This is a genomic window from Variovorax sp. MPBD4-3 (genome assembly GCF_058809745.1).
The window spans coordinates 37,792-62,557 of the sequence record NZ_JBXASW010000019.1 but is presented as its reverse complement, the minus strand read 5'-3'; the positions used below and the strand labels follow the sequence as shown (position 1 = coordinate 62,557).

The 24,766-nt window shown below is 66.4% G+C and carries 24 protein-coding genes; 1 reads left to right on the top strand and 23 read right to left on the bottom strand.

Annotation, left to right across the window (positions count from 1 at the left end):
- Positions 1-30 precede the first annotated feature (30 nt).
- The 12 genes from AC1RVW_RS14260 to AC1RVW_RS14205 all read right to left on the bottom strand — a co-directional run bounded on the left by AC1RVW_RS14260 (position 31) and on the right by AC1RVW_RS14205 (position 13,276).
- Entirely contained in the window at positions 31-273 is a 243-nt protein-coding gene (locus tag AC1RVW_RS14260; RefSeq protein ID WP_093048598.1) for a BolA family protein, read from the bottom strand.
- A gap of 21 nt (positions 274-294) precedes the next feature.
- Positions 295-1,059, bottom strand: coding sequence for an ABC transporter permease (locus AC1RVW_RS14255; protein ID WP_081266453.1), 765 nt, complete (start codon positions 1,057-1,059; stop codon positions 295-297).
- Positions 1,056-2,003 (bottom strand): ABC transporter ATP-binding protein, encoded by a 948-nt coding sequence (locus AC1RVW_RS14250; protein WP_081266454.1) that lies wholly within the window; start codon positions 2,001-2,003, stop codon positions 1,056-1,058. Before AC1RVW_RS14250 ends, AC1RVW_RS14255 begins: the two co-directional genes overlap by 4 nt.
- A gap of 33 nt (positions 2,004-2,036) precedes the next feature.
- Positions 2,037-2,312, bottom strand: coding sequence for an STAS domain-containing protein (locus AC1RVW_RS14245; protein WP_081266455.1), 276 nt, complete (start codon positions 2,310-2,312; stop codon positions 2,037-2,039).
- 10 nt (positions 2,313-2,322) lie between these two features.
- On the bottom strand, positions 2,323-2,979 hold the full coding sequence (locus AC1RVW_RS14240; RefSeq protein WP_081266456.1) for an MlaC/ttg2D family ABC transporter substrate-binding protein: 657 nt from the start codon (positions 2,977-2,979) through the stop codon (positions 2,323-2,325).
- A gap of 165 nt (positions 2,980-3,144) precedes the next feature.
- The gene (locus tag AC1RVW_RS14235; RefSeq protein WP_493200610.1) at positions 3,145-3,891 is read right to left on the bottom strand and encodes an MlaA family lipoprotein; all 747 of its coding nucleotides are present in this window, start codon (positions 3,889-3,891) and stop codon (positions 3,145-3,147) included.
- Positions 3,888-4,379 carry an outer membrane lipid asymmetry maintenance protein MlaD gene (mlaD, locus tag AC1RVW_RS14230; protein ID WP_081266458.1) on the bottom strand — a complete coding sequence of 164 codons (492 nt, stop codon included), beginning with the start codon at positions 4,377-4,379 and terminating at the stop codon, positions 3,888-3,890. The genes AC1RVW_RS14235 and mlaD overlap by 4 nt, the downstream gene beginning before the upstream one ends.
- A 38-nt stretch (positions 4,380-4,417) precedes the next feature.
- Entirely contained in the window at positions 4,418-5,200 is a 783-nt protein-coding gene (gene mlaE, locus AC1RVW_RS14225) for a lipid asymmetry maintenance ABC transporter permease subunit MlaE (RefSeq protein ID WP_081266459.1), read from the bottom strand.
- The gene (locus AC1RVW_RS14220; protein ID WP_106935545.1) at positions 5,197-6,057 is read right to left on the bottom strand and encodes an ABC transporter ATP-binding protein; all 861 of its coding nucleotides are present in this window, start codon (positions 6,055-6,057) and stop codon (positions 5,197-5,199) included. Before AC1RVW_RS14220 ends, mlaE begins: the two co-directional genes overlap by 4 nt.
- Before the next feature lie 67 nt (positions 6,058-6,124).
- Positions 6,125-7,603, bottom strand: a complete 1,479-nt coding sequence (locus tag AC1RVW_RS14215; protein ID WP_106935546.1) for a glutamate synthase subunit beta — start codon at positions 7,601-7,603, stop codon at positions 6,125-6,127.
- Positions 7,604-7,637: 34 nt separating this feature from the next.
- Entirely contained in the window at positions 7,638-12,395 is a 4,758-nt protein-coding gene (locus AC1RVW_RS14210; RefSeq protein ID WP_081266462.1) for a glutamate synthase-related protein, read from the bottom strand.
- A 185-nt stretch (positions 12,396-12,580) separates the two neighbouring features.
- Positions 12,581-13,276 carry a transposase gene (locus AC1RVW_RS14205; RefSeq protein WP_081266463.1) on the bottom strand — a complete coding sequence of 232 codons (696 nt, stop codon included), beginning with the start codon at positions 13,274-13,276 and terminating at the stop codon, positions 12,581-12,583.
- Positions 13,277-13,344: 68 nt separating this feature from the next.
- Between AC1RVW_RS14205 and AC1RVW_RS14200 the strand changes: the two genes are divergently transcribed.
- Entirely contained in the window at positions 13,345-14,052 is a 708-nt protein-coding gene (locus tag AC1RVW_RS14200; protein ID WP_493200607.1) for a DUF1266 domain-containing protein, read from the top strand.
- 16 nt (positions 14,053-14,068) lie between these two features.
- Here the strand turns inward: AC1RVW_RS14200 and AC1RVW_RS14195 are convergent, their stop codons facing one another.
- Genes AC1RVW_RS14195 through AC1RVW_RS14145 form a run of 11 tightly spaced genes read right to left on the bottom strand, consistent with a single transcriptional unit; the run spans position 14,069 to position 24,705 of the window.
- Positions 14,069-14,953 carry a class I SAM-dependent methyltransferase gene (locus AC1RVW_RS14195; RefSeq protein WP_493200605.1) on the bottom strand — a complete coding sequence of 295 codons (885 nt, stop codon included), beginning with the start codon at positions 14,951-14,953 and terminating at the stop codon, positions 14,069-14,071.
- The gene (locus AC1RVW_RS14190) at positions 14,950-15,525 is read right to left on the bottom strand and encodes a DUF1415 domain-containing protein (protein ID WP_285414973.1); all 576 of its coding nucleotides are present in this window, start codon (positions 15,523-15,525) and stop codon (positions 14,950-14,952) included. Before AC1RVW_RS14190 ends, AC1RVW_RS14195 begins: the two co-directional genes overlap by 4 nt.
- Positions 15,522-16,778, bottom strand: coding sequence for an MFS transporter (locus AC1RVW_RS14185; RefSeq protein WP_493200603.1), 1,257 nt, complete (start codon positions 16,776-16,778; stop codon positions 15,522-15,524). Before AC1RVW_RS14185 ends, AC1RVW_RS14190 begins: the two co-directional genes overlap by 4 nt.
- Positions 16,775-17,905, bottom strand: coding sequence for a deoxyguanosinetriphosphate triphosphohydrolase (locus AC1RVW_RS14180; RefSeq protein ID WP_081266468.1), 1,131 nt, complete (start codon positions 17,903-17,905; stop codon positions 16,775-16,777). Before AC1RVW_RS14180 ends, AC1RVW_RS14185 begins: the two co-directional genes overlap by 4 nt.
- A complete protein-coding gene (gene aroB / locus AC1RVW_RS14175; RefSeq protein ID WP_081266469.1) occupies positions 17,902-19,011 on the bottom strand; it encodes a 3-dehydroquinate synthase in 1,110 nt (369 codons plus the stop codon). The genes AC1RVW_RS14180 and aroB overlap by 4 nt, the downstream gene beginning before the upstream one ends.
- A 34-nt stretch (positions 19,012-19,045) precedes the next feature.
- Positions 19,046-19,594 (bottom strand): shikimate kinase, encoded by a 549-nt coding sequence (locus AC1RVW_RS14170; RefSeq protein ID WP_081266470.1) that lies wholly within the window; start codon positions 19,592-19,594, stop codon positions 19,046-19,048.
- A gap of 23 nt (positions 19,595-19,617) precedes the next feature.
- The gene (locus tag AC1RVW_RS14165; protein ID WP_081266471.1) at positions 19,618-21,789 is read right to left on the bottom strand and encodes a type IV pilus secretin PilQ; all 2,172 of its coding nucleotides are present in this window, start codon (positions 21,787-21,789) and stop codon (positions 19,618-19,620) included.
- Positions 21,786-22,325: a pilus assembly protein PilP gene (locus AC1RVW_RS14160; RefSeq protein ID WP_285414968.1), complete on the bottom strand. Its 540-nt coding sequence runs from the start codon at positions 22,323-22,325 to the stop codon at positions 21,786-21,788. The genes AC1RVW_RS14165 and AC1RVW_RS14160 overlap by 4 nt, the downstream gene beginning before the upstream one ends.
- A complete protein-coding gene (locus AC1RVW_RS14155) occupies positions 22,322-22,999 on the bottom strand; it encodes a type IV pilus inner membrane component PilO (RefSeq protein ID WP_081266473.1) in 678 nt (225 codons plus the stop codon). The genes AC1RVW_RS14160 and AC1RVW_RS14155 overlap by 4 nt, the downstream gene beginning before the upstream one ends.
- 6 nt (positions 23,000-23,005) lie before the next feature.
- A complete protein-coding gene (locus AC1RVW_RS14150) occupies positions 23,006-23,629 on the bottom strand; it encodes a PilN domain-containing protein (protein ID WP_081266474.1) in 624 nt (207 codons plus the stop codon).
- Positions 23,626-24,705: a pilus assembly protein PilM gene (locus AC1RVW_RS14145; RefSeq protein WP_081266475.1), complete on the bottom strand. Its 1,080-nt coding sequence runs from the start codon at positions 24,703-24,705 to the stop codon at positions 23,626-23,628. Before AC1RVW_RS14145 ends, AC1RVW_RS14150 begins: the two co-directional genes overlap by 4 nt.
- Positions 24,706-24,766: the final 61 nt, after the last annotated feature.

The following is a 24,766-nucleotide window of genomic DNA, read 5'->3' as shown; positions in this document are numbered from 1 at the left end:
GCGAAATCAGGGGCCGCCAGGGCCGGAAAGTTATTTTTCCACTGCCGCCCATTCGGCCGGCGTGTAGGTCTTCATCGAAAGCGCGTGCACCTCGTCGGTGTGCATTTTCGCACCGAGGGTGGCGTAGACCCGCTGATGGCGCTGGATCGAGCGCTTGCCCTCGAATTCGGCCGAGACGATGGTGGCGTACCAATGTCGGCCGTCGCCCTCGAGCGTGATGTGCTCGCATGGGAGATGGGACTGGATCAGGGCCTGGAGTTGTTCGGCGGTCATGGGATTTTGGGGAAGAGGCGCTCAGCTACGGATCTTGTAGCCGATGCGCAGCAGGTGGACGGCAATGGCGCTCACCACCAGCCAGGCGGTGCCGACGATTCCCAGGCTCAGCCAGGGCGAGGCGTCGCTGACGCCGAAGAAGCCGTAGCGGAAGCCGTCGATCATGTAGAAGAACGGGTTCAGGTGGCTCACCTTCTGCCAGAAAGGCGGCAGCGAGCCGATCGAATAGAACACGCCCGACAGGAAGGTCATGGGCATGATCAGGAAATTCTGGAACACCGCCATCTGGTCGAACTTCTCGGCCCAGAGGCCGGCGATGAGTCCCAGCGTGCCCAGCATGGCCGCGCCCAGCAGCGCGAACACGATGATCCACAGCGGCGCCACGAAGTCGGGCACGGCGAAGAGCATGGTCACCAGGAACACGCCCAGCCCCACGGCCAGCCCGCGGATGATCGACGAACCCACGTAGGCGAAGAACCAGCCCCAGTGCGACAGCGGCGTGAGCAGCACGAACACCAGGTTGCCCATGATCTTGCTCTGGATGATCGACGAAGAGCTGTTGGCGAAGGCGTTCTGCAGCACGCTCATCATCACGAGGCCGGGCACCAGGAAGGCCGTGTAGCCGACCGTGCCGTAAACCGTCACGCGGCCCTCGAGCACATGGCCGAACACCATGAGGTACAGCAGCGCGGTGAGCACCGGCGCGCCGACGGTCTGGAAGCCGACCTTCCAGAAGCGCAGCGTTTCCTTGTAGAGCAGCGCGCGCCAACCCGTTACCGCCATCATCTTGCAACCTCCAGCGGGGTCTGCTCGCCCGCCATCAGGTCGATGAACACGTCTTCCAGGTCGGCCTTGCGCATTTCCACGTCTTCCACCGCGACGCCGGCTTCGCGGATCGCAGCCAGCAGTTGTTCGACTTCATGGGCGTTCTGCGCCGGCAGCTGCACGATGCGCCCGGTGATGCGCGCGTTCTTCGCGATCTCCCAGGGCAGCATGGCGTCGGTCTTGAAGCGCAGCACGTTGCTCGCAGCCGATTTCAGCAGTTCGCTGGTGCGGGCCAGCGCGATCACGCGGCCCAGCTTGAGCATGGCGATGCGGCTGCACAGCGCCTCGGCCTCTTCCAGGTAATGGGTGGTGAGCAGCACGGTGCTGCCCTGCTTGTTGAGCCTGGCGACGAACTGCCAGAGCGTCTGGCGCAGTTCGACGTCGACGCCCGCGGTGGGCTCGTCGAGCACGATCACCGGCGGCTTGTGCACCAACGCCTGCGCCACCAGCACCCGGCGCTTCATGCCGCCGGAGAGCTGGCGCATGTTGGCCGTGGCCTTGTCGGCGAGGCCCAGGCTCTGCAGCAGCTCGTCGATCCAGGCCTCGTTGTTCTTGATGCCGAAGTAGCCCGACTGGATGCGCAGCGACTCGCGCACGTTGAAGAAGGGGTCGAACACCAGCTCCTGCGGCACGATGCCCAGCTGGCGGCGGGCCTGCGCGAAGTCGCGCTGCACGTCGAAGCCGTGGACGCTGATGGCACCCGACGTGGGGCGCGAGAGCCCCGCGAGCATGCTGATCAGGGACGTCTTGCCGGCGCCGTTGGGACCGAGCAGGCCGAAGAATTCGCCCGGTTCGATCTGGAAGCTGACCTCGTCGACAGCCTTCAGCCCTTGCTTGCCTTGGGCTTTCTGCTGTTTGGAGGGGGGGTAGGTCTTGGAGACCGATTGGAATGAGATCGCGGGCATGGGAGCCCGCGATTTTACGGGGCTGTTACTTTTTCAGGGCGCGGCGGGCAAAAGGCCCGCAACGCCGTACAGGGTGGCCAGTTCGCGCAGCCGCGGGGAGAGGCCCTTGACCGAGAACCCCCGGCCCAGCGCGCTCGATTCGCGGCGGCACTCCAGCAGCACGGCCAGCGCCGACGAATCGAACTGGGCCAGCGCGCTCGCGTCCACCACGGTGGACGACGAATCGGTCTGGCCCTTCAACCCCTGCTGCAGCATGCGCATGCAGGCGGGGGCCTCGTCATGGGTGAGCCGGGTGGGCAGTACCAGCATCGCTCGGCCCTCAGCCCTTGGCGTTGCCCTTGTTTCGCGCTGCCAGCGCGGCGATCAGGCCGTCGATGCCGCTCTTGTTGATTTCCTGCGCGAACTGGGTGCGGTAGGTATCGACCAGCCACACGCCCAGCACGTTCAGGTTGTAGACCTTCCAGCCGGCGCCCTGGCCGGGGGTCTTTTCAAGGCGGTAGTCCAGCTGGACCGGGTCGCCACGGCCCGTGACCTCGGTGCGCACCAGCACGTCGGTGTCGCTTGGCGAGCCGCGGAACGGGCGAACGGTGACGGTCTGGTCGGTCACCTGGTCGAGCGCGCCGGCGTAGGTGCGCACCAGCAGGGTCTTGAACTCGTCCTGCAGGCGCTTTTGCTGCTCCGGCGTGGCGGTGCGCCAGGCCGGGCCGACGGCGGAGGCCGTCATGCGCTGGAAGTTGACGTTCGGCATGATCTTGCTGTCGACCAGCACCATGATCTTGTTCACGTCACCTGACTTGATGCTGGTATCGGACTTGATGGTCTCGAGCACGTCGGTCGAGAGGCGCTTGACGAGCGCATCGGGCGCTTCGTCGGCTGCGCGCGCGGGCTGCACGAAGGCGACAGCGGCACCGAACAGCAGGGCGCCGGCCAGCACCAGGCGGCCAAGATCGCGTCGTTGCAAGGTCTTGTTGTTCATGGAGAGTCCCTCAATCAAGTTTGAAAATCTGCGAAGCACGTAAAAGCAGCGGTGTGCACAGACAAGAACGGGTTCGAGCGGCACGGCGCCTACCGGGTTCCTGTCCGGGAGGTGAAGCCTTGCAACCGGATGCAAGCAGCTCAGCCTCCCGTGCGCGCCGCACGCTTACTTTCCGGCGCCGTCGTCAGGCGGGTTGCCGTCGTAGATCTGGCTTTGGCGGCGCTGCAGGAAAGCGTCACGCGTGAACGAATACTTGTCGAGCGCCGCGTCGCCGAGCAGGCGGCCGGCCCGCAGGTACTGGGAACGGGTGTCGACCACGTCCAGCACCGTCAGCGAATTGCGCCAGGCAACGTCGTGAATGTGGTTCACCGGGTCGCCCCAGAAATCCAGCGGCTTGGCCGCAGCGTCGCGCACGGTGGACGGGCCCAGCAGCGGCAGCACGAGGTAGGGGCCGGGGGCCACGCCCCAGTAGCCGAGCGTCTGGCCGAAGTCTTTCTCGTGGCGGGGAATGCCCGCTTCGGTCGCGACATCCAGCAGGCCGCCAAGGCCGAAGAGCGTATTGACGTTCAGGCGCATGAAGGTTTCCGCGCTGTCCTGCAGCTTGAGCTGGGCCACGTTGTTGGCCAGGCTCCAGACGTCGCCGATGTTGCCGAAGAAGTTGTTCACCCCGGTACGCACCATGGAGGGCAGCACCTTCTGGTAGGCCGTGGCTACCGGGACGAGCACCGCGTCGTCGACGGTGTCGTTGAAGCGGGTGACACCGCGGTTGAACGGCTCGAGCGGGTCGGCCGGGTTGGCATTGGGGCCGGTGGCGCATCCGGCCACGAGCGCGAAGACCGCTGCGGCACTTGCCCAGCGCAGGCCGCTACCCATGCGGTGCACGGGGCTTGACAGATTTGATCGTGTTTTCATTTTTTGTTGGCTGTTCCGGCCGACGAGGTATTACCTTCCGCCGCCTTGCTGTACAGGAACTGACTGATCAGGTTCTCCAGCACCACGGCCGACTGGGTCGCGGTGATGGTGTCGCCTGCCTGCAGGTTCTTGTCGTCGGCGCCCGCCTCGATCCCGATGTACTGCTCGCCGAGCAGGCCACTGGTCAGGATCTTCAGAGAGCTGTCCTTGGGAAAACTGTAACGGTTTTGCAAAGCCAGTGTTACGTTGGCCTGAAAGGTCTTGTCGTTGAAGGAGATCGACTCCACGCGGCCGACCACCACGCCGGCGCTCTTGACCGCTGTCTGGGGCTTGAGCCCGCCGATGTTGTCGAAGCGCGCCGTCACCGAGTAGGTCTTCTGGAAGTTCAGGCTCAGCAGGTTGGCCGACTGCAGAGCGAGGAACAGCAGCGCAGCCGCGCCGATCAGGACGAACAGGCCGACCCAGATGTCGTTGTTGGAACGTTGCATGGTTTGCACTCTCTAGAACGATTGGGGCCCGGCCCCTTTTAGATACTGAACATCATGGCGGTCAGGAGGAAGTCCAGCCCCAGTACCGCCAACGACGCCGTGACCACAGTTTTGGTGGTCGCCCGCGAAACGCCCTCGGGCGTGGGCTGGGCCTCGTAGCCCTGCAGCAGCGCGATGAAGGTGACGGTGAAGCCGAACACGATGCTCTTGATGACGCCGTTGCCGACGTCGCGCCACACATCGACGCCGCCCTGCATCTGGCCCCAGAACGCGCCCGGGTCGACACCCAGCATCAGCACGCCCACCACGTAGCCGCCCATGATGCCGACCGCGCTGAACACCGCCGCCAGCAAGGGCATGGTGATGACGCCGGCCCAGAAACGCGGCGCAAGGATGCGCTGCACCGGATCGACCGCCATCATTTCCATGGCGCTCAGCTGCTCGTCGGCCTTCATGAGGCCGATTTCCGCGGTGAGGGAAGTACCGGCGCGCCCGGTGAACAGCAGCGCCGCCACCACGGGGCCCAGTTCGCGCACGAGGCTCAGCGTGACCAGCAGGCCCAGCGCCTCGGACGATCCGTACCGCTGCAGCGCGTAATACATCTGCAGCCCCAGCACGAATCCCACGAAGAGCCCCGACACGCCGATGATGGCGAGCGAGTAGTTGCCCAGGAAATGGATCTGGTCGCGCACCAGGCCGAAGCGCCGCATGATCCGCGCGCCGGGGCCGACCAGGCGCATGAAGAGCTTCGCGCCGTGGCCCAGGTTGGCCAGATGGCTGCGCACCGCAAAGCCGACATCGGCAGGCTTCCACCAACTCATGAGCGGCCCCCTTCGACATTGCCGAAATCGGCTTCGATGCTGACGCCGGGGTAGTGGAAACGAACCGGCCCGTCGGGCAGCGCATTCACGAACTGGTGCACCAGCGGATCGTCGCTGTTGCGCACGTCGTCGGGGGCGCCCTGCGCCGCGATGCCGCCGTTGGCCAGGATGATCACGTGATCGGCGATGCGGAAGGTCTCCTCCAGGTCGTGCGACACGATGATGCTGGTGAGCCCGAGCGTGTCGTTGAGCTGCCGGATCAGCCGCGCGGCGGTGCCGAGCGAGATCGGGTCCAGCCCGGCGAAGGGCTCGTCGTACATCACGAGGTCGGGGTCCAGCGCGATCGCGCGTGCCAGCGCCACCCGGCGCGCCATGCCGCCCGAGACCTCGCTGGGCATCAGGTCGCGCGCGCCGCGCAGGCCGACCGCGTCGAGCTTCATGAGCACGATGTCGCGCACCAGCGCTTCGGAGAGTTGTGTGTGCTCACGCAGCGGGAAAGCCACGTTGTCGAACACGCTCATGTCGGTGAACAGCGCGCCGAACTGGAAGAGCATGCCCATGCGCCGACGCGCCGCATAGAGCGCCTTCGCGTCGAACCTGACGACGTCCTGACCATCGAAAAGAACCGCGCCGCGCTGTGCGCGCTGCTGCCCGCCGATCAACCGCAGGACCGTGGTCTTGCCGCCACCCGAAGCGCCCATGAGCGCCGTCACCTTGCCGCGCGGCACACTGAAGGACACGCCGTCGAGGATGGCGCGCGCACCGTAGCCGAACGTGACGTCGCGAAACTCTACGAAAGGATGTGGCTGTGTAGCAGGGTCCATCTCAATAAAAAAGCCGGGCGCCCTTTCAAGCATCCCGGCATGCGGTTTTGCAGCGGATGATAACGGGGCCGCGACGGCGACCACGAAACTGAAACAAAATTCAGCGCGGCAAGTCGCTGAATCCCATCAGAAACTCATCCACCGACCGCGCGGCTTGACGGCCTTCGCGAATCGCCCACACCACCAGCGACTGCCCGCGGCGGATGTCGCCGGCGGCAAAAACCTTCGGTACGTTGGTGGCATAGCCGCCGATGAAGTCGACCGTTGCCTTGGCGTTGCCGCGTCCATCCTTCTCCACGCCGAAGGCGTCGAGCACGGCAGCCACGGGGCTCACGAAGCCCATGGCCAGCAGCACGAGGTCGGCCTTGAGCACCTGCTCGCTGCCGGCGACTTCCTGCATCTTGCCGTCCTTCCATTCGACGCGAACGGTCTTCAGGCCGGTGACCTTGCCCTTCTCGCCGATGAATTCCTTGGTCGAAATCGCGAACTCGCGCTCGCAGCCCTCTTCATGGCTGGAGCTGGTGCGCAGCTTGATCGGCCAGTAGGGCCAGGTCAGCGGGCGGTTTTCTTCTTCGGGCGGCTGGGGCATCAGCTCGAACTGCGTGACGCTCACGGCGCCGTGGCGGTTGCTGGTGCCAACGCAGTCGGAGCCGGTGTCGCCGCCGCCGATGACGATGACGTGCTTGCCGTCGGCGCGCAACTGGCCCTTGACCTTGTCGCCCGCGTTGACGCGGTTCTGCTGCGGCAGGAACTCCATCGCGAAATGGATGCCGTCGAGGTCGCGGCCGGGCACCGGCAGGTCGCGCGACTGCTCGGCGCCGCCGGTAAGCAGCACGGCGTCGAACTCTTTCTGCAGCTGCTCGGGCGTGACGGTTTCCTTGGCCAGGTTCGTGACCTTGGAGCCCTTGCCCAGCGGGTCTTTCGCGGCGCCGACCATCACGCCGGTGCGGAACACCACGCCTTCGGCCTTCATCTGCTCCACGCGGCGGTCGATGTGCGACTTCTCCATCTTGAAGTCGGGAATGCCGTAGCGCAGCAGGCCGCCGATGCGGTCGTTCTTCTCGAACAGCGTCACGTCGTGGCCGGCACGCGCCAGTTGCTGCGCAGCCGCCATGCCGGCCGGGCCCGCGCCCACCACCGCCACCTTCTTGCCGGTCTTGTGCTTGGCGACGCGCGGCGCCACCCAGCCTTCGTCCCAGGCGCGGTCGATGATCGCGTGCTCCAGCGACTTGATGCCGACCGCGTCGTCGTTCACGTTGAGCACGCAGGCCGCCTCGCAGGGCGCGGGGCAGATGCGGCCGGTGAACTCGGGGAAGTTGTTGGTCGAGTCGAGCACCGCGAAGGCGTTCTGCCAGTCGTTGCGGTACACCAGGTCGTTGAAGTCCGGAATGATGTTGTTGACCGGGCAGCCGCTGTTGCAGAACGGCGTGCCGCAGTCCATGCAGCGCGCACCCTGCACCTTGGCCTGCTCGGCGTTCAGGCCGACGACGAATTCCTTGTAGTGCTTGACGCGCTCGTCAACGGGCTTGTAGCCCTCTTCGATGCGCTCATGCTCCATGAAGCCGGTGATCTTTCCCATCGTGCTTTCCTTTGTTCTCTGTACTCGTGGGCGCTCAGACCGAAGCCGGGGCCGTTTGCGGTGCGGGGGCCGTCAGCGCATGCGGCTCGAGGCCGATGTGCGCGTTGTTGCCGGTGCTGGTGAGCTCGACCTTGCGGTCGTGCAGCTCGGCCAGCGCGCGCTTGTATTCGTTCGGGAACACCTTCACGAACTTGGTGCGCGACACGGCCCAGTTGTCGAGCAGCTCGCGCGCGCGCTTGCTGCCGGTCCAGCGATGGTGCTCTTCGAGCAGCTTCTTGAGCTGGGCTTCGTCGGTCTCGCCGCCGTGCCAGATCTTGCGGTGCACGCTCGCGGTCTGCTCGGCCGAGGTCAGCACCTTGTCGAGCGACACCATCGAGAGGTTGCAGCGCGAGGCGAACTGGCCGTCTTCGTCGTACACGAAGGCGACGCCGCCGCTCATGCCGGCCGCGAAGTTGCGGCCCGTCTTGCCGAGCACGGCGACCGTGCCGCCGGTCATGTATTCGCAGCCGTGGTCGCCGGTGCCTTCGATGACCGCCGTGGCGCCCGACAGGCGCACCGCGAAGCGCTCGCCGGCCACGCCGCACAGGTAGGCCTCGCCGGTGGTCGCGCCGTACAGCGCGGTGTTGCCGACGATGGTGTTGCGCACCGCTTCGCCGCGGAAGTCGAGGCTGGGTCGAACCACCACGCGGCCGCCCGAGAGGCCCTTGCCGGTGTAGTCGTTGGCGTCGCCGATCAGGTACAGCGTGATGCCGCGCGCCAGGAAGGCGCCGAACGACTGGCCGCCCGTGCCTTCGAGCTGGATGCGGATCGAGTCGTCGGGCAGGCCCTGCGGATGCACCTTGGTCAGCGCGCCCGAGAGCATGGCGCCCACCGAGCGGTTGACGTTGCGCGCCACCTCGATGAACTGCACCTTCTCGCCCTTCTCGATGGCGGGGCGCGACTTCTCGATGAGCTTCACGTCGAGCGCCTTGTCCAGGCCGTGGTCCTGGTTCTCGACATGGAAGCGCGGCACGTCGGCCGGCACGCTCGGCAGCGCGAACAGGCGGCTGAAGTCGAGGCCCGAGGCCTTCCAGTGCTCGATGCCCTTGCGCATGTCGAGCAGGTCGGCACGGCCGATCAGGTCGTCGAACTTGCGGATGCCCAACTGGGCCATGATCTGGCGCACTTCTTCGGCAACGAAGAAGAAGTAGTTGACGACGTGCTCGGGCTTGCCGGAGAACTTCTTGCGCAGCACCGGGTCTTGCGTGGCCACGCCCACCGGGCAGGTGTTCAGGTGGCACTTGCGCATCATGATGCAGCCCTCGACCACCAGCGGCGCCGTGGCAAAGCCGAACTCGTCGGCGCCCAGCAGCGCGCCGATGGCGACGTCGCGGCCAGTCTTCATCTGGCCGTCGGCCTGCACGCGGATGCGGCTGCGCAGGCGGTTGAGCACCAGCGTCTGCTGCGTCTCGGCCAGGCCGATTTCCCACGGGCTGCCCGCATGCTTGATGGACGACCAGGGCGATGCGCCCGTGCCGCCGTCATGGCCGGCGATCACGACGTGGTCGCTCTTGCACTTGGCGACGCCCGCGGCGATGGTGCCCACGCCGATCTCGCTCACCAGCTTCACGCTTATGCTGGCGTGCGGCGCGGTGTTCTTCAGGTCGTGAATCAGCTGCGCCAGGTCTTCGATCGAGTAGATGTCGTGGTGCGGCGGCGGCGAGATCAGGCCCACGCCCGGCACCGCATAGCGCTGCTTGCCGATGTACTCGGTGACCTTGCCGCCCGGCAGCTGGCCGCCCTCGCCCGGCTTGGCGCCCTGTGCCATCTTGATCTGGATCTGGTCGGCCGAATGCAGGTACTCGGCCGTGACGCCGAAGCGGCCCGACGCGACCTGCTTGATGCGCGAGCGCAGCGAGTCGCCGTCGCGCAGCGGCATGTCGACCTCGACGTTGGCCGCGCCGATCACGCTCTTGAGCGTGTCGCCCTGCTTGATCGGGATGCCCTTGAGTTCGTTGCGGTAGCGCGCGGGGTCTTCACCGCCTTCGCCGGTGTTGCTCTTGCCGCCGATGCGGTTCATGGCCACGGCCAGCACCGAGTGCGCCTCGGTGCTGATCGAGCCGAGCGACATCGCGCCGGTGGCGAAGCGCTTCACGATTTCGGACGCAGCCTCGACTTCGTCGACCGGAATGGCCTTGGCGGGGTCGATCTTGAACTCGAACAGGCCGCGCAGCGTGAGGTGGCGGCGGTTCTGGTCGTTGATGAGCTGGGCGTATTCCTTGTACGTGTTCCAGTTGTTGGCGCGCGTGCTGTGCTGCAGCTTGGCGATGGCGTCGGGCGTCCACATGTGCTCTTCGCCGCGCGTGCGCCAGGCGTATTCGCCGCCGGCGTCGAGCATGTTGGCGAGCACCGGGTCGTCGCCGAAGGCGGCCTTGTGCATGCGGATGGCTTCCTCGGCGATCTCGAAGACGCCGATGCCTTCCACGCGGCTGGCGGTGCCGGTGAAGTACTTGTTCACCGTCTCGCTGTTCAGGCCGATGGCTTCGAACAGCTGGGCGCCGCAGTAGCTCATGTAGGTGCTGACACCCATCTTCGACATGATCTTCGACAGGCCCTTGCCGATGGCCTTGACGTAGTTGTAGACCGCCTTGTCGGCGCTCAGCTCGCCCGGCAGGTCGGCATGCATGGCCACCAGCGTTTCCATGGCGAGGTAGGGGTGCACGGCTTCCGCGCCGTAGCCGGCCAGCACGCCGAAGTGATGCACTTCGCGCGCCGAGCCGGTCTCGACCACCAGGCCGGCCGTGGTGCGCAGGCCTTCGCGAACCAGGTACTGGTGCACGGCCGACAGCGCCAGCACGGCGGGAATGGCCACCTGCGTCGGGCTCACGCCGCGGTCGCTGATGATCAGGATGTTGTGGCCGCCCTTGATGGCGTCCACCGCTTCGGCGCACAGCGAGGCCAGCTTGGCTTCGACGCCTTCGTCGCCCCACGCGAGCGGGTAGGTGATGTCGAGCACGTAGCTCTTGAACTTGCCCTGCGTGTACTTGCCGATGTCGCGCAGCTTCGCCATGTCGGCGAAGTCGAGGATCGGCTGGCTCACTTCGAGCCGCATCGGCGGGTTGACCTGGTTGATGTCCAGCAGGTTGGGCTTGGGGCCGATGAAGGACACCAGCGACATCACGATGGCTTCGCGGATCGGATCGATCGGCGGGTTCGTCACCTGCGCGAACAGCTGCTTGAAGTAGTTGTACAGCGGCTTGTTCTTGCTGGAGAGCACGGCCAGCGGGCTGTCGTTGCCCATGGAGCCGATGCCCTCTTCGCCGGCCTGCGCCATCGGGCTCATCAGGAACTTGATGTCTTCCTGGGTGTAGCCGAAGGCTTGCTGGCGGTCGAGCAGCGCGACTTGCGAGAGCGGCGCGGAGACCGGCTCGGCCTTGACGCTGTCGAGCTTGATGCGCAGGTTCTCGATCCACTGCTTGTAGGGCTTGCTGTTGGCGAGGTTGGCCTTGACCTCCTCGTCGTCGATCATGCGGCCCTGTTCCAGGTCGATCAGGAACATCTTGCCGGGCTGCAGGCGCCACTTGCGCACGATCTTCTGCTCGGGCACGGGCAGCACGCCCGATTCGGAGGCCATGATGACCAGGTCGTCGTCGGTCACGCAGTAGCGCGAGGGACGCAGGCCGTTGCGGTCGAGCGTGGCGCCGATCTGGCGGCCGTCGGTGAACACGATGGAGGCCGGGCCGTCCCACGGCTCGAGCATGGCGGCGTGGTACTCATAGAACGCGCGGCGGCGCGGGTCCATGGTGGCGTGCTGTTCCCAGGGCTCGGGAATCATCATCATCACGGCCTGGCTGATGGGGTAGCCGGCCATCGTCAGCAGCTCGAGACAGTTGTCGAAGGTGGCGGTGTCGGACTGGCCGGCGAAGCTGATCGGGTAGAGCTTCTGCAGGTCGGCGCCCAGCACGGGCGAGGACATGACGCCTTCGCGGGCCTTCATCCAGTTGTAGTTGCCCTTGACCGTGTTGATTTCGCCGTTGTGGGCGACGTAGCGGTACGGGTGGGCCAGCGGCCACTCGGGGAAGGTGTTGGTGGAGAAGCGCTGGTGCACCAGGCCCAGGGCCGAGACGCAGCGCTTGTCCTGCAGGTCGAGGTAGTAGGTGCCGACCTGGTCGGCCAGCAGCAGGCCCTTGTAGACCACGGTGCGGCTGGACATGCTGGGAACGTAGTATTCCTTGCTGTGCTTGAGCTTCAGGCGCTGGATGTTGGCGCTGGCGGTCTTGCGGATCACGTAGAGCTTGCGTTCCAGCGCGTCCTGCACGATCACGTCGTTGCCGCGGCCGATGAACACCTGGCGCAGCAGCGGTTCCTTTTCGCGCACGGTCGGCGACATGGGCATGTCGCGGTTGACCGGCACGTCGCGCCAGCCGAGCAGCACCTGGCCTTCGGCCTTGATGGCGCGTTCCATTTCCTGTTCGCAGGCTTCGCGCGAGGCGTGTTCCTTCGGCAGGAAGATCATGCCGACGCCGTACTCGCCCGGCGGGGGCAGCGTGACGCCCTGCTTCGCCATTTCTTCGCGGTACAGGTGGTCGGGCAGCTGGATCAGGATGCCCGCGCCGTCGCCCATCAGCTTGTCGGCACCCACGGCGCCGCGATGGTCGAGGTTTTCGAGGATCTTCAAGCCCTGCAGCACGATGGCATGGCTTTTCTCGCCCTTGATGTGTGCGACGAAGCCGACGCCGCAGGCATCGTGCTCGTCGGCACCGGAATACAGACCGTGTTCTTGGAGATGTTGAATCTCGGCAGCCGTCGTCATGGGCGCGCTCCTTCAGTTTTCGCAGGGAAAGGGAGCATATTGCGATGCACAAAGAATGCCAAACACTTTAATGGGGGTCAGATTCGAATTAAATGTTGAGTTTTCTTGTCAGAATTTAATTGGGGACGCATTAAAAAAGGTAGCAAAAGGCTGAGACAGGTCAATGGCTTGGCGCCGATCCGCCTTCAGGAAACGGTGCCTGAAGGCGGCCGGCCCGCCTTGGCCTTCACCACCCGGCGCTCCGTCGACTTCTGCAAAGTGCCCAGAAAATCATCGTCGCCCGCCGCCCAGCCGCGCAGGGTGGCCTCGGTGAGCGCATCCTGGTCGGCCATGCGTACGCCGGCGCGCACCAACTCGACATAGGCGGCCTCGCGCGCGAACGGCGTATTGCCGAGCTCCCAGTACAACGGGTGCGGCGTCAGCAGCTTGTCGTGCCGCAGCCCCGCGTAGTGGCCGTGGCTGGACCAAGGAAAGTCGCGCGCATCAGCCACCATGCCGGCCCGCACCGGGTTGAGGTCGATGTAGGCCATGCAGGTCAGCAGGTAGCGCTCGGTCTGGATCAGCGTCGACCTGTAGCGCCCTTCCCACAGGGTGCCGCTGCGGCCGTGGCGGTCATTGAAGTAGCGCACGTAGCTGCGCCCCACCGACTGCATGAACTGCGGCAGGCCGGTGGTGCTGTCGGGCGTCGCCAGCAGGTGGAAGTGGTTGTCCATCAGCACGTAGGCATGCACCGCGACGCGGAAGCGCACGGCGTTCTCGGCCATCAGCGCGAGCAGCTTCTCGTGGTCCGCCCGGTCCACGAAGATCGGCTGGCGGTTGTTGCCGCGCTGGATCACGTGGTGCGGCATGCCTGCCAGGGTGAGACGGGGAAGACGGGCCATGGATGGTGTTGACGCTCGGGACTTGTATGCTAAGCGGCCCGTTTACAAACAATTGGTGGGAGCCGCGAATGTTCAAGCTTTTCAAGGAATTGATCGATTCGGTGAAGGAAGGCATGGCGGAGGGAAGGGCCGAACTGGCGCAGGAAGCCGCCGAGCGCGAGGCGAAGCTGCAGGAAACCGGTGCGGCGCTGGACGCGCGCCTCGCCGCCTCGTCCCGCTTCGAGAACTTCGCCGTGGCGCTGGCGGCCGTGTACCGGGAGACCTTCGCGTCGGACCTGCGGGAAGCCGAGGAAGCCCGTCGCAGCGCGGTGCATCTGCTGTGCATCGGCATTCCAGACAAGGAGATCGAGCCCTGGAAGAAGCTGCTGGACCGCGACTTCTCCGTCACGGACGGCGAAAGCGCCGAAGCCACGGTGGCAACCATCGCCGGCGACCTCCCCTCCCAACCCAACGACGGCGACCTGGCGCTGTGGATCGGCCGCGCCAGCCACCTCGCCACGGGCGCGGCGGCAGTCGGCCATGTGGAAGCCCATACGGCACTGGCGTGGCTGGTGCCCGTCGTGGAACTGGCCGTCGAGCGTTTCAGCGGCTGGGACGACTACGCCCGCAACTTCCTCGCGGGCGAACGCGACGCGCCGGGCAGCAATTTCGTCGGGCGCAAGCTCCTGGCTTCAGTGACGGAGAAACTGCTCGAAAACGAGCGCAGCCCCTGGAAGACCGTGGCCTGGCCCACGCGGGACGAGCTGCCCGCCCTGCTGGCCTCACGCCCCGCCTGAGAGAACACCGCGGGGCTCAGCCCAGCTTGAAGCGCGTGTCGCCCAGCGCGTCGAGCCCGAACTGCGACAGCAGCTCGCCCAGGCGCGCCGCCGCGCTCGCCTTGCGCTGGCCCGTGTAGCGCGCCAGGATCAGCTCGTTCTTCATGCTGTGCTCCCAGCCGACCAATTCGGTGACGGTGACGCTGTAGCCGTTGGCTTCCAGATACAGGCAGCGCAGCACGTTGGTGAGCTGGCTGCCGATCTCGCGCGTGTGCAGCGGATGGCGCCACAGCTCGGCCAGCGGGGTGCGCGAGAGCGCCAGCGCCTTGGTCTCGCGCAAGCAGGCGGCCACTTCGGCCTGGCAGCAGGGCACCAGCACCATGCAGCGTGCTTTCTTGGCAAGGCCGAAGGCAATGGCGTCGTCGGTAGCCGTATCGCAGGCATGCAGCGCGGTGACGACGTCGATCTGCGCAGGCAGCTCGCTCGCCTGCGCAGATTCGGCCACGGTGAGATTCAGGAACGACATGCGGCCGAAACCCAGCCGCTGCGCCAGGCCGCGCGAGCGCTCGACCAGCTCGCTGCGCGTCTCGATGCCGTACACATGCCCGCCCTGCCGCGCGCGGAAGAACAGATCATAGATGATGAAGCCCAGGTACGACTTGCCCGCGCCGTGGTCGGCCAGCGTGGCCCAGGCGCCTTCTTCCGGCAGCTCGCGCAGCAGCTGCTCGATGAACTGGAACAGGTGGTAGACCTGCTTGAGCTTGCGCCGCGAATCCTGGTTGAGCCGGCCCTCGCGGGTGAGGATGTGCAGCTCCTTGAGCAGCTCCACCGACTGGCCAGGCTTCAGCACTTCGGCCAGCTCGGCGTCGGCCTTGGCGAGCTTGTTCGTCTTTGCAGCCTTGGGGGCGAATCTGGTGTTCATGGCTTGGCACTCCCGGGGCCGACGTCGAGCGCCGCCCAGCCCGTCGGGCCGAGAGCTTCGAGCGTATCGATGTTGCGCTCGAAGATCGCCTCCGCCTCGGGAAACGCATCGACCGCGCGGTCCACGCTCTCCTCGCGCAGCAGGTGCAGCGTGGGATACGGCGCGCGGTTGGTGGCGTTGCCGATGTCGTCCGGCTCCGTGCCGGCGAACTGGAATTGCGGATGGAAGCTCGCCAGCTGGAACACGCCGTCGAAACCTGCGCGGGCGAGCCGGCGCTCGGCACGCGCCGTGAAATCGTTGAAATCCAGAAAATCGGCCAAGGTGTTCGGTGCAATCAAAAGGGTGGTGTCGCGCACGGCGGCGTCGAGCGCCGCGAGGTCTCTGGCTTCGGCCAGCAGCGCGTCCATCAGGTCGGCTTCTTCGGCGGGTTCGTACACGGCGTAGTGGATCTGCCCCTTCACGTGCACCGCCTTCGCAAAGGGGCACAGGTTCAGGCCGATCACCGCTCGTTCGAGCCAGCGCCGCATGTCGGCGCAGGCCTGGGCGGCCCCGATTGTCGCCGGGCCGCTCATGCCATCCCCGCCGCAGGGCGAATCCGCCCCAGTCGCCGCGCGATCGTCATGCCGACCAGCGAGCAGGCCAGCGTGGCCGCCCAGGTCCAGTGCCAGCCGCCGACGCGATGCGCCACCCAGGCGACCGCCGGCGGCGCCAGGAACTGGCCCAGCGAGGAGGCCTGCTGCATCAGGCCGACGGTGGTGGACACCGTGGCCGGCCCGGGCGCGAACCGCACGCCGAGCAGAAACAGCGTCGCCGGCACCATGCCCCCGCCCAGCGAGAAGGCGCAGACCGCGACGTAGCGCAGCGCAGGCGGCAGGCCCAGCGCATCGGCGCCCTGCCCGGCCTGAGCGAAAGCCGCGACGCCGCCGAGCGCCATCGCGAGGAACCCCCATTGGAGCAGCCGCTCGGGCGCCACGCCGCGCTGCAGCCAGCGGCCGCCGGCAATGTTGCCGACGATGTTCATGGCGGCTGCCAGCGCGGTCAGCAAGGCATTCCAGCCGGCCGGCACGCCGGCGCCGGCATAGATGGCCGGAAGAAAGCCGATCACCGCCATCCATTGGGCGGAGTAGACGGCGAAGGTCAGCGCGACCAGCCAGGGCGCGCGCGCGCCCACCGTGGCGCGCAGCCGGGACGACCATGCCGTCGAAGCGCCGCCCGCAGCGGCCGGGCGCAGCCGGTCGGCCGGCACCGCCAGCCAGAGCCAGAGCGCGGCCACGGCGGAAACCACCGACAGCGCCCACCACCAGTCCGGCCATCCGCCCCAGCCGATCAGGGCCGGCCCGACCAACAGCGCCAGCGCAACGCCGAGCGGCATGTAGGCGCCCCAGAGCCCCAGCGCGGCCTTGTCGGCGCCCGGGGGCGTCAAGGCGCGGATCAACCCCGGGCCCGGCATGACGGTCAGCAGAAAGCCCACGCCTTCGACGGCCCGCAGCACAAGCAGCCACCGCACCGCATGGGAACCTTCCACCGCGCCGCTGCCGACCCAGCCGCCCAGCAGGCTGGCGACCGTCAGGACCACGAGCCCCGTCAGCATGCTGCGCCGCAGGCCGATGCTGTCGGCCGCGAGCCCGGCAACCAGCCCCAGCGTCATGCTGGCGACCTGCACCAGCGACAGCAGGAAGCCAGCCTCGACCAGCCCGATGCCCAGCGAAGCCTGCAACGCGGGCACCGCGGGCGGCAGCTTGCCGAGGTGCAAGGCGCCGCTCACGCCACCCAGCAGCACGGCGAAGGCGGCAACCGGAACGCGGGGACGCGCGGCGTTGCTCACGCGATCCCCCGCCGTCCGGTGAGCCTTTCATGCTCGCGCACGGCGAAGCGGTCGGTCATGCCGGCGATGTAGTCGGCCACCGCGCGGGGCCGGTCGCGGCGGTCGGCGTACGAGGCGGGCATTTCGCCGCCGCGCTCGATGTAGGCGTCGAACAGCTCCCGCACCACCTGCTGCGCCTGGTCGGTGGTCTGGGTGACCTGCGGATGGCGGTACAGGTTGCGAAAGAGAAAGCGCTTGAGCGCTTCGGATTGCGCCTGCATCGTCTCGCTGAAGGCGACGAGAGGCGGGGCATGCCGCACGGCGTCGGCATCGGCCGGTGCAACGGCTTCGATCGCAGCGCGCGTCGTGTCGATCACGTCGTAGACCTGCGCGCTGAGCATGCGCCGGATGGTCTCGTAGAGCACGCGGCGGCCCTGCAGCCGGGGATATTCGGCAAGCGCTTCGCGGCGGTAGCGCTCGAACAGCTCCACTTCGCCCAGTTGCTCGACGCCGATGAGCCCGGAACGCACGCCGTCGTCGATGTCGTGCGCGTTGTAGGCGATGGCGTCGGCCAGGTTGCACAGCTGCGCCTCCAGGCCCGGCTGCGTACGGTCGAGGAAGCGGCGGGCCACGCCATGGGGCTCGGCCGCCTCCAGCCGTTCGGCATTGGCGCGCGAGCAGTGCTTCAGGATGCCTTCGCGCGTCTCGAAACTCAGGTTCAGGCCGTCGTACTGCGGATAGCGATGCTCCAGCGCATCGACCACGCGCAGGCTCTGCAGGTTGTGCTCGAAGCCGCCGTGCTCGGCCATGCAATCGTTGAGCGCATCCTGGCCCGCATGGCCGAAGGGCGTGTGGCCCAGGTCGTGGGCCAGCGCGATTGCCTCGACCAGGTCTTCGTTGAGGCGCAGGGCGCGGGCAATCGACCGCCCCAGTTGCGCGACTTCCAGCGAATGCGTGAGCCGCGTGCGGAACAGGTCGCCTTCGTGGTTCAGGAAGACCTGCGTCTTGTAGACCAGCCGGCGGAAGGCCGTGGAATGCACGATGCGGTCGCGGTCGCGCTGGAAGGCGTCGCGCGTGGGCGCGGGCGGCTCCGCATGGCGCCTGCCGCGCGACTGCGCGGGCTGGCAGGCATAGGCCGCGAGGCTCATCCCTCGCAGCACTGCGCGAGCACTTCGCGCACGAGCGCATCGGGCGCGCTGCGAACCACGGCCGAGCCGGGCTTGTCGATCACCACGAAGCGGATTTCGCCGGCTTCCGACTTCTTGTCGACGCGCATCAGCTCCAGGTAGCGCTCCGCGCCGAGGGCCGGGCCGACGATCGGCAGGCCGGCGCGTTCGATCAGCCGCGTCAGGCGCTCGACGAATGCGGCATCGACGCCGCCCAGGCGCTGCGACAGATGGGCCGCCATGACCATGCCGCAGCCGACCGCCTCGCCGTGCAGCCACTCGCCGTAGCCCAGGCCCGATTCGATGGCATGCCCGAAGGTGTGGCCGAAATTGAGGATGGCGCGCAGGCCGGTCTCGCGCTCGTCCTGGCCGACGACCAGCGCCTTGATCTCGCAGCTGCGCTTGACGGCATGGGCCAGCGCGGCCGGGTCGCGCGCGGTCAGCGCCTCGATGTTGGCCTCGATCCAGTCGAAGAAGGCCATGTCGTGGATCGGGCCGTATTTGATGACCTCCGCCAGCCCCGCGCTGAGCTCGCGCGGCGGCAGCGTCTGGAGCGTGCCCAGGTCGCACACCACGAGCTGCGGCTGGTAGAACGCGCCGATCATGTTCTTGCCGAGCGGATGGTTGATGGCCGTCTTGCCGCCGACCGAGGAGTCGACCTGCGCCAGCAAGGTGGTCGGCACCTGCACGAACGGCACGCCGCGCATGTAGCTTGCGGCGGCGAAGCCCGTCATGTCGCCCACCACGCCGCCGCCCAGGGCGAACAGCACGGTCTTGCGGTCGCTGCCGCGGCCCAGCAGTTCGTCGAAGATCAGGTTCAGCGTCTGCAGGTTCTTGTGCGCTTCGCCGTCGGGCAGCTCGAGCAGGTGCACGGTGCGGAAGCGGCCGGCCAGCGCGGCCTGCAGCGCCTTGGCGTAAAGCGGCGCCACCGTGGTGTTGCTGACGATCAGTGCGCTGGCCGCGGCCGGCGTGGCGGCAAAGCTCGCGGGGTCGTCCAGCAGGCCGGCGCCGATGAGGATCGGGTAGCTGCGGTCGCCGAGCTGGATGTCGACGCGTTCTGGCGGAGCGGAAAGTACGGACAGGGACATGGCAGCGAGTTTAGGCGCTGCGGCCGGGGCCGGCTCAGTCGGAGGGCTCTTCCGGGTGGGCACCCGGCTCGACGATCCCGGCCAGCTCCAGCTGCATGACGATGATGTTCACCAGCATGGCGATGGACGGACGGCCGGTGTCGACCACGTCGTGCGCCGTGGCCCTGTAGAACGGATCGCGCGCGTCGTGCAGTTCGCGCAGCCGGCCCAGCGGGTCGGCCACCTGCAGCAAGGGGCGCTTGACGTCGTGGCGCAGGCGCCGGAACAGGTCTTCGGGCGAGGAGCGCAGATAGATCACGTGGAAGTGATCGCGCAGTTGGGTGCGGTTGGCTTCCCGCAGCACCGCGCCGCCGCCGGTGGCCAGCACGCCCTGGGCGTTGGCCGCCAGGTCGGCGATCACGGTTTGTTCGAGGTCCCGGAAGGCGGCCTCCCCTTCGCGGTCGAAGTAATCACGGATCGAGCAGCCGATGCGGTGCTCGATCACGTGGTCGGTATCGACGAATGGAAGGTTCAGCCGCATCCCCAGGCGCCGGCCCACTGCGGATTTTCCGGCGCCGGGCAAGCCGACGAGTGCGACCGCCACGCGGTGGCTGCTACGCCCGCGCGTCAGCGCGCGGCGTTGCGGTCGGTAATCATCTTCGGGGTGATAAAGACGAGCATTTCAGTCTTGTTGGCAACGCGTTCGCGCTTGCGGAACAGTGCACCCAGGTAGGGCACTTCACCCAGCACCGGCACGCGCGATTCGTCATTGGTTTCGGTGAGTTCGAAGATACCACCGATGACGACCGTGCCGCCGTTCTCGACCAGCACTTCGGTCTGCACGTGCTTGGTGTTGATGGCCGGGCCGGCGGAAGTGTTGACGCCGCGCGCATCCTTGCTCACGTCCAGGGTCAGGATGATGTTGCCCTCGGGCGTGATCTGCGGCGTCACTTCCAGCTTCAGCACGGCCTTGCGGAACGAAATGGAGGTCGCGCCGCTCGACGTGGCCTGCTGGTAGGGAATTTCCTCGCCCTGCTCGATCAGCGCCTTGGTCTGGTCGGCCGTGATGACGCGGGGGCTGGAAACCAGCTTGCCCTTGCCATCGGCTTCGAGCGCGGAGATTTCGAGGTTCAGCATGCGCGAGAAGCTCGAATTGAAGAGCGAGAACGCGAAGGAACCGGCCGAGTTGCCCGTGCCGCCCGCATCGCCTGCAGGCAGGTTGATGAAGTTGCTGCTGGTCGGCGAGCCGAAAGTGACGGTCGGGCTCGTGGTGGTCGAGCTCAGCGTCGTGGTGCCGCCGGTCGTCGTGGACGAAGAGGTGGTTCCCCCGCCGGTCACCGAGGGCCATGTGCCGAACGAGTTGTTGCGGTTGATCACGCCGCCGCCCAGCTTGACGCCCAGCGACTTGCCGAAGGTGTCGGAAGCCTCGACGATCCGGGCTTCGATCAGCACCTGCCGCACCGGGATGTCCAGCTTCTGGATGAGGTCGGCGATCTGCGCGAGCCGCGACGGGATGTCCGACACGAACAACTGGTTCGTGCGGGATTCCGCGATCACGCTGCCACGAGGGCTCAGGATACGGGTGGTGGTACCACCACCGCCCCCGCCACCGCCGGAGGCGCCCGTGCCGGTCAGGCCTTGCGCAATGGCAATGGCCTTGGTGTAGTTGAGCTGGAACGACTGGGTCCGCAGCGGCTCCAGGTTCTCGATCGTGGCCTTGGCCTCGAATTCGAGCTTTTCCTTGGCGTTGATCTCATCCTTGGGCGCGATCCACAGCACGCTGCCGTTCTTGCGCATGCCCAGGTTCTTCGCCTGCATGATGATGTCGAGCGCCTGGTCCCAGGGCACGTCCTTCAGGCGCAGCGTCAGGGCGCCGGTCACCGAGTCGGAGGTCACGATGTTGAAGTTCGTGAAGTCGGCGATCACCTGCAGGAGCGAACGGATCTCGATGTTCTGGAAGTTCAGCGAGAGCTTTTCGCCGTTGTAGCCGACGCCCTGGGTCAGCTTGGTCGGATCGACCTTGCGGGCCCGCATCTCGACCACGAACTGGTTTTCGCTCTGGTAGGCGCTGTGCTCCCAGTCGCCCTTGGCCTCGATGGTCATGCGCACGCGGTCGCCGGCCTGCTGCGAGGTGATCAGTTGCACCGGGGTACCGAAGTCCGCCACGTCGAGGCGGCGGCGCAGGCCTTCGGGCAAGGTCGACTTGGTGAACTCCACGACGAGGTTCTTGCCCTGCTGCTTGACGTCGACGCCGACCTGGTTGTTCGGCAGATCGACGATCACGCGGCCGGTGTTGTCGGAGCCGAGGCGGAAGTCGACATCGCGCAGCGGCAGGGTGTCGCGGTTGCGGTTCTCGGCGAAGGTGGTGGCGGCGGACACGGCAAGCGCCGTACCGGCCACGGGCTCGAGCACGACCAGCAGCGACTTGCCCTGGATTTCGGCCTTGTAGGCGGTTGCCTGTTTCAGGTTCAGCACCACGCGGCTGCGGTCGCCGGCCTGGACCACGTTGACCGAGCGCAGGTTGCCCTGGTTCACTTCGATGGCGGAGCGTCCGATGGCGTTCGTGACGCCCGGGAAATCAAGCGCGATGCGTGCAGGCGTCTGAACGGCGAATCCAGCCGGAACCGCGGCGAGCGGCTGCGCGAGATCGATGCGGATCACTTCCGCGCCGGATTGCGTCGAGCTGGTGACGGATTCGATCGCGTTCTGCGCATGGGCCACGGCCCAGGCGCCCAAGGTCAGCAGACCCAGCCCGGCAGCGCGCAGCCACTGTGCCATCGTTGATTTTTTCTGGTTCATTTCGCACTCTCTTGCAACTGCAGCGTGGCTACGCGTTCGATCCATTCACCGGCGGCGTCCTGCACGATTTCGCGCAAGGCCACTTCGGTTTCGTTGATACGGGTGATGCGCCCGTAGTTGAGCCCCAGGTATTCGCCGACGCGCACCTTGTAGAGCAGCTTGTCGACACGCACCAGCGCCACCGGCTGGCCGTTGCGGTTCATGCTGCCGACCATCGCCATGGCGTCGAGCGGGAAGGCTTCGAGCGCTTCCTTGCGGCGCGCCAGCTCGGGCGCGATCAGCTCCGAGGTGCTCGGCTGGTTCGATTCGCGGCGCAGCGCCTGCGTGAGCTTCAACATGTTGAACGGCTCGAACGAGGAAGCTTCGGTGTAGGTCTGCGGCGTGAACTTCTTGGGCTCCGTGATGCGGGGCACCGAGGGCTTCACCTGGGCGCGCTGCTCGGCCATCCAGCGCTGCAGGTCTTCCTGGTCGGAATCGCAGGCGCTGAGGCCCGCGGCGACCAGCATGATCCCTATGACTTTGGTGGCGACTTTCATTTCTTCGCCTTCGGTGCTGCAGCGCGTTTCTGGGCGGCCCGCTCGTCATCGTCCAGATAACGGAAGGTGCGCGCCGTGGCGTCCATCGTCAGCGTGTCCTTGTCCTTCAGCGGGGTGATCGTCACGCCGTTGAGCGTCACGATGCGCGAGAGGCCGGCGACGTCGGCCACGAAGGCGCCCATGTCGTGGTACTTGCCGGTGACGCGGACAGCGATCGGCAATTCGGCGTAGTAGTCCTTGACCACCACCTGGCCGGGCCGGAACAGTTCGAACTGCAGGCTGCGGCCAAGCCCGGCTTGGTTGATGTCCGAGAGCAGCGCATCCATTTCCGCCTTGCTGGGCAGCTGCTTCTCGAGCAAGGTCACGTACTGCTGCACCTGCTCGCGCTGCTTCTTCAGCAGGTCGAGGTTGGCGGCCTGCGCGACCTTCTTCTGATAGTCGGCCTTGAGCGTGACTTCCTTGTTGCGCTCGGCTTCGAGTTCGTCGTTCGAATTGGTCAGCCAGACGAACCACAGGGCCACCAGCACCAGTGCGGTCACCGCCAGGCACAGCGCATAGCGCGGTATGGCCGGCCACACGGAGGGGTCGTTCGGATTGAGCCCGCGGAACTGCTCGCTGAAACGCTGCAATGCAGCGCCGACATCCACTTTGGGTAAGGATCGTTTGCTTGCCATGATCGGTTACCCCTTGGATTGCGCCGCGGCGGGCGTCAACGCCTTGTCGGCGGCTTCCTTCTGGGCGTCGGTGGGCCGCTTCAGGCCGATGCGCATCGTGAAGTTGGCGACGCGTCGCTGGTCACGCTGGCTCAGGTTGACGTTCGCCGAAGTGATTTCGACCAGTTCCGGCTTCACGAGCCAGGGGCTGTTGTTGCCCAGGTTGCGCAGCAGTTCGGACACCCGCTCGTTCGACTGCGCCATGCCTTGCAGCGTGACGGTCTGGTTGTCCTGCTTCATGCTGGTCAGGTAGACGCCGTCGGGCAGCTGCCGCACCAGTTCGTTGAAAAGGTGCACCGGAAGATTCCGGTCGCCCTGAAGGTCTTCGACCGCCTGCTGGCGTGCGCGCAGGGCCGCGATTTCTTCCTGCAATGTCGAGATCTCCTTGATCTCGACTTCGAGCTTCTTGATCTCCGCCTGAAGAAAGCTGTTCTTCGATTGCTGGGCGGAAATCTGGGCTTCGTACCAGAGGTATCCCAGCACGGAAATCAGTACGCCCAGGAGAGCCGCGGCGCCCAGGGTTCCATAGAACGCCTCGCGCCGCCGCTTTCGAGCGGCTTCGCGGTGCGGGAGCAGATTGATCAGGATCACTGCAGAAATCTCCGCATGGCCAGCCCGCACGAGGTGAGGTAGGAAGGTGCTTCGCGCCGCACCTTCTTCTCCCGGATGTTCGGGCCGAAGTCCATGCCGTCGAAGGGATTCACCAGGGAACAGGCGAACGAGGTCTGGCGCGTCACCGCGTTGGTCAGCCCGGGCAGCGACGAGGAGCCGCCCGCCAGCAACACATAGTCCACGCGGTTGTGCGGCGTGCTGGTGAAGAAGAACTGCAGCGCACGCGCGATTTCCTGGGCGATGCTTTCCACGAAGGGCTTGAGCACGCCGGAGCCGTAGTCGTCGGGCAGGTCGCCGCTGCGCTTCTTCGCCTCGGCCTCTTCCGCGGAAAAACCGTACTGCCGGACGATCAGCTGGGTCAGCTGGGCGCCGCCGAATGCTTGGTCGCGGTCGTACAGCACTTCCTGATTGCGCAGCACCTGCATGCTGGTGGTGAAAGCGCCCACTTCGAAAAGCGCGACGACGGCGTCGACGCCCTTGCCGGGCAATTGCTCGATCAGCCGGGCGGTCGCCAGGCGCGATGCATAGGACTCGACGTCCAGGATCATCGCCTTCAGACCCGCCGCTTCGGCCAGGCCTTCGCGATCCTGGACCTTCTCCTTGCGGGAAGCCGCAATCAGTACTTCCACGTCGCCGGCCGAAGTCGCACTCGGGCCGGTCACGCAGAAGTCGAGGCTCACCTCATCCAGGGAGAACGGGATGTACTGATTGGCTTCCGACTCGACCTGAATCTCGAGCTCCTGCTCGCTCATGCCGCCCGGAAGAATGATCTTCTTGGTGATCACCGCGGAAGGGGGCAAGGCGAGCGCGACGTTGCGCGTGCGCGTACCGCTCTTGCGGACGACGCGGCGCACGGCTTCGGCCACTTCGTCGAATTTCTCGACGTTGCCGTCGGTGATCCAGCCACGCTCCAGGGGCTCGATGGCACAGCGTTCCAGGACCAGCTTGCCGCTGGCCTCACGGCCGAGCTCGACCAGCTTGACGCTGGACGAACTGACGTCCAACCCCAGCAGGGGAGCGTTCTGACGACGAAACAATGATCCAAGAGAAGCCAAGTGAGGTCCCTTTTCCCCTGTATTTGTAACCAATGGAAAAACTTGCGTTCGGTTGCATGCT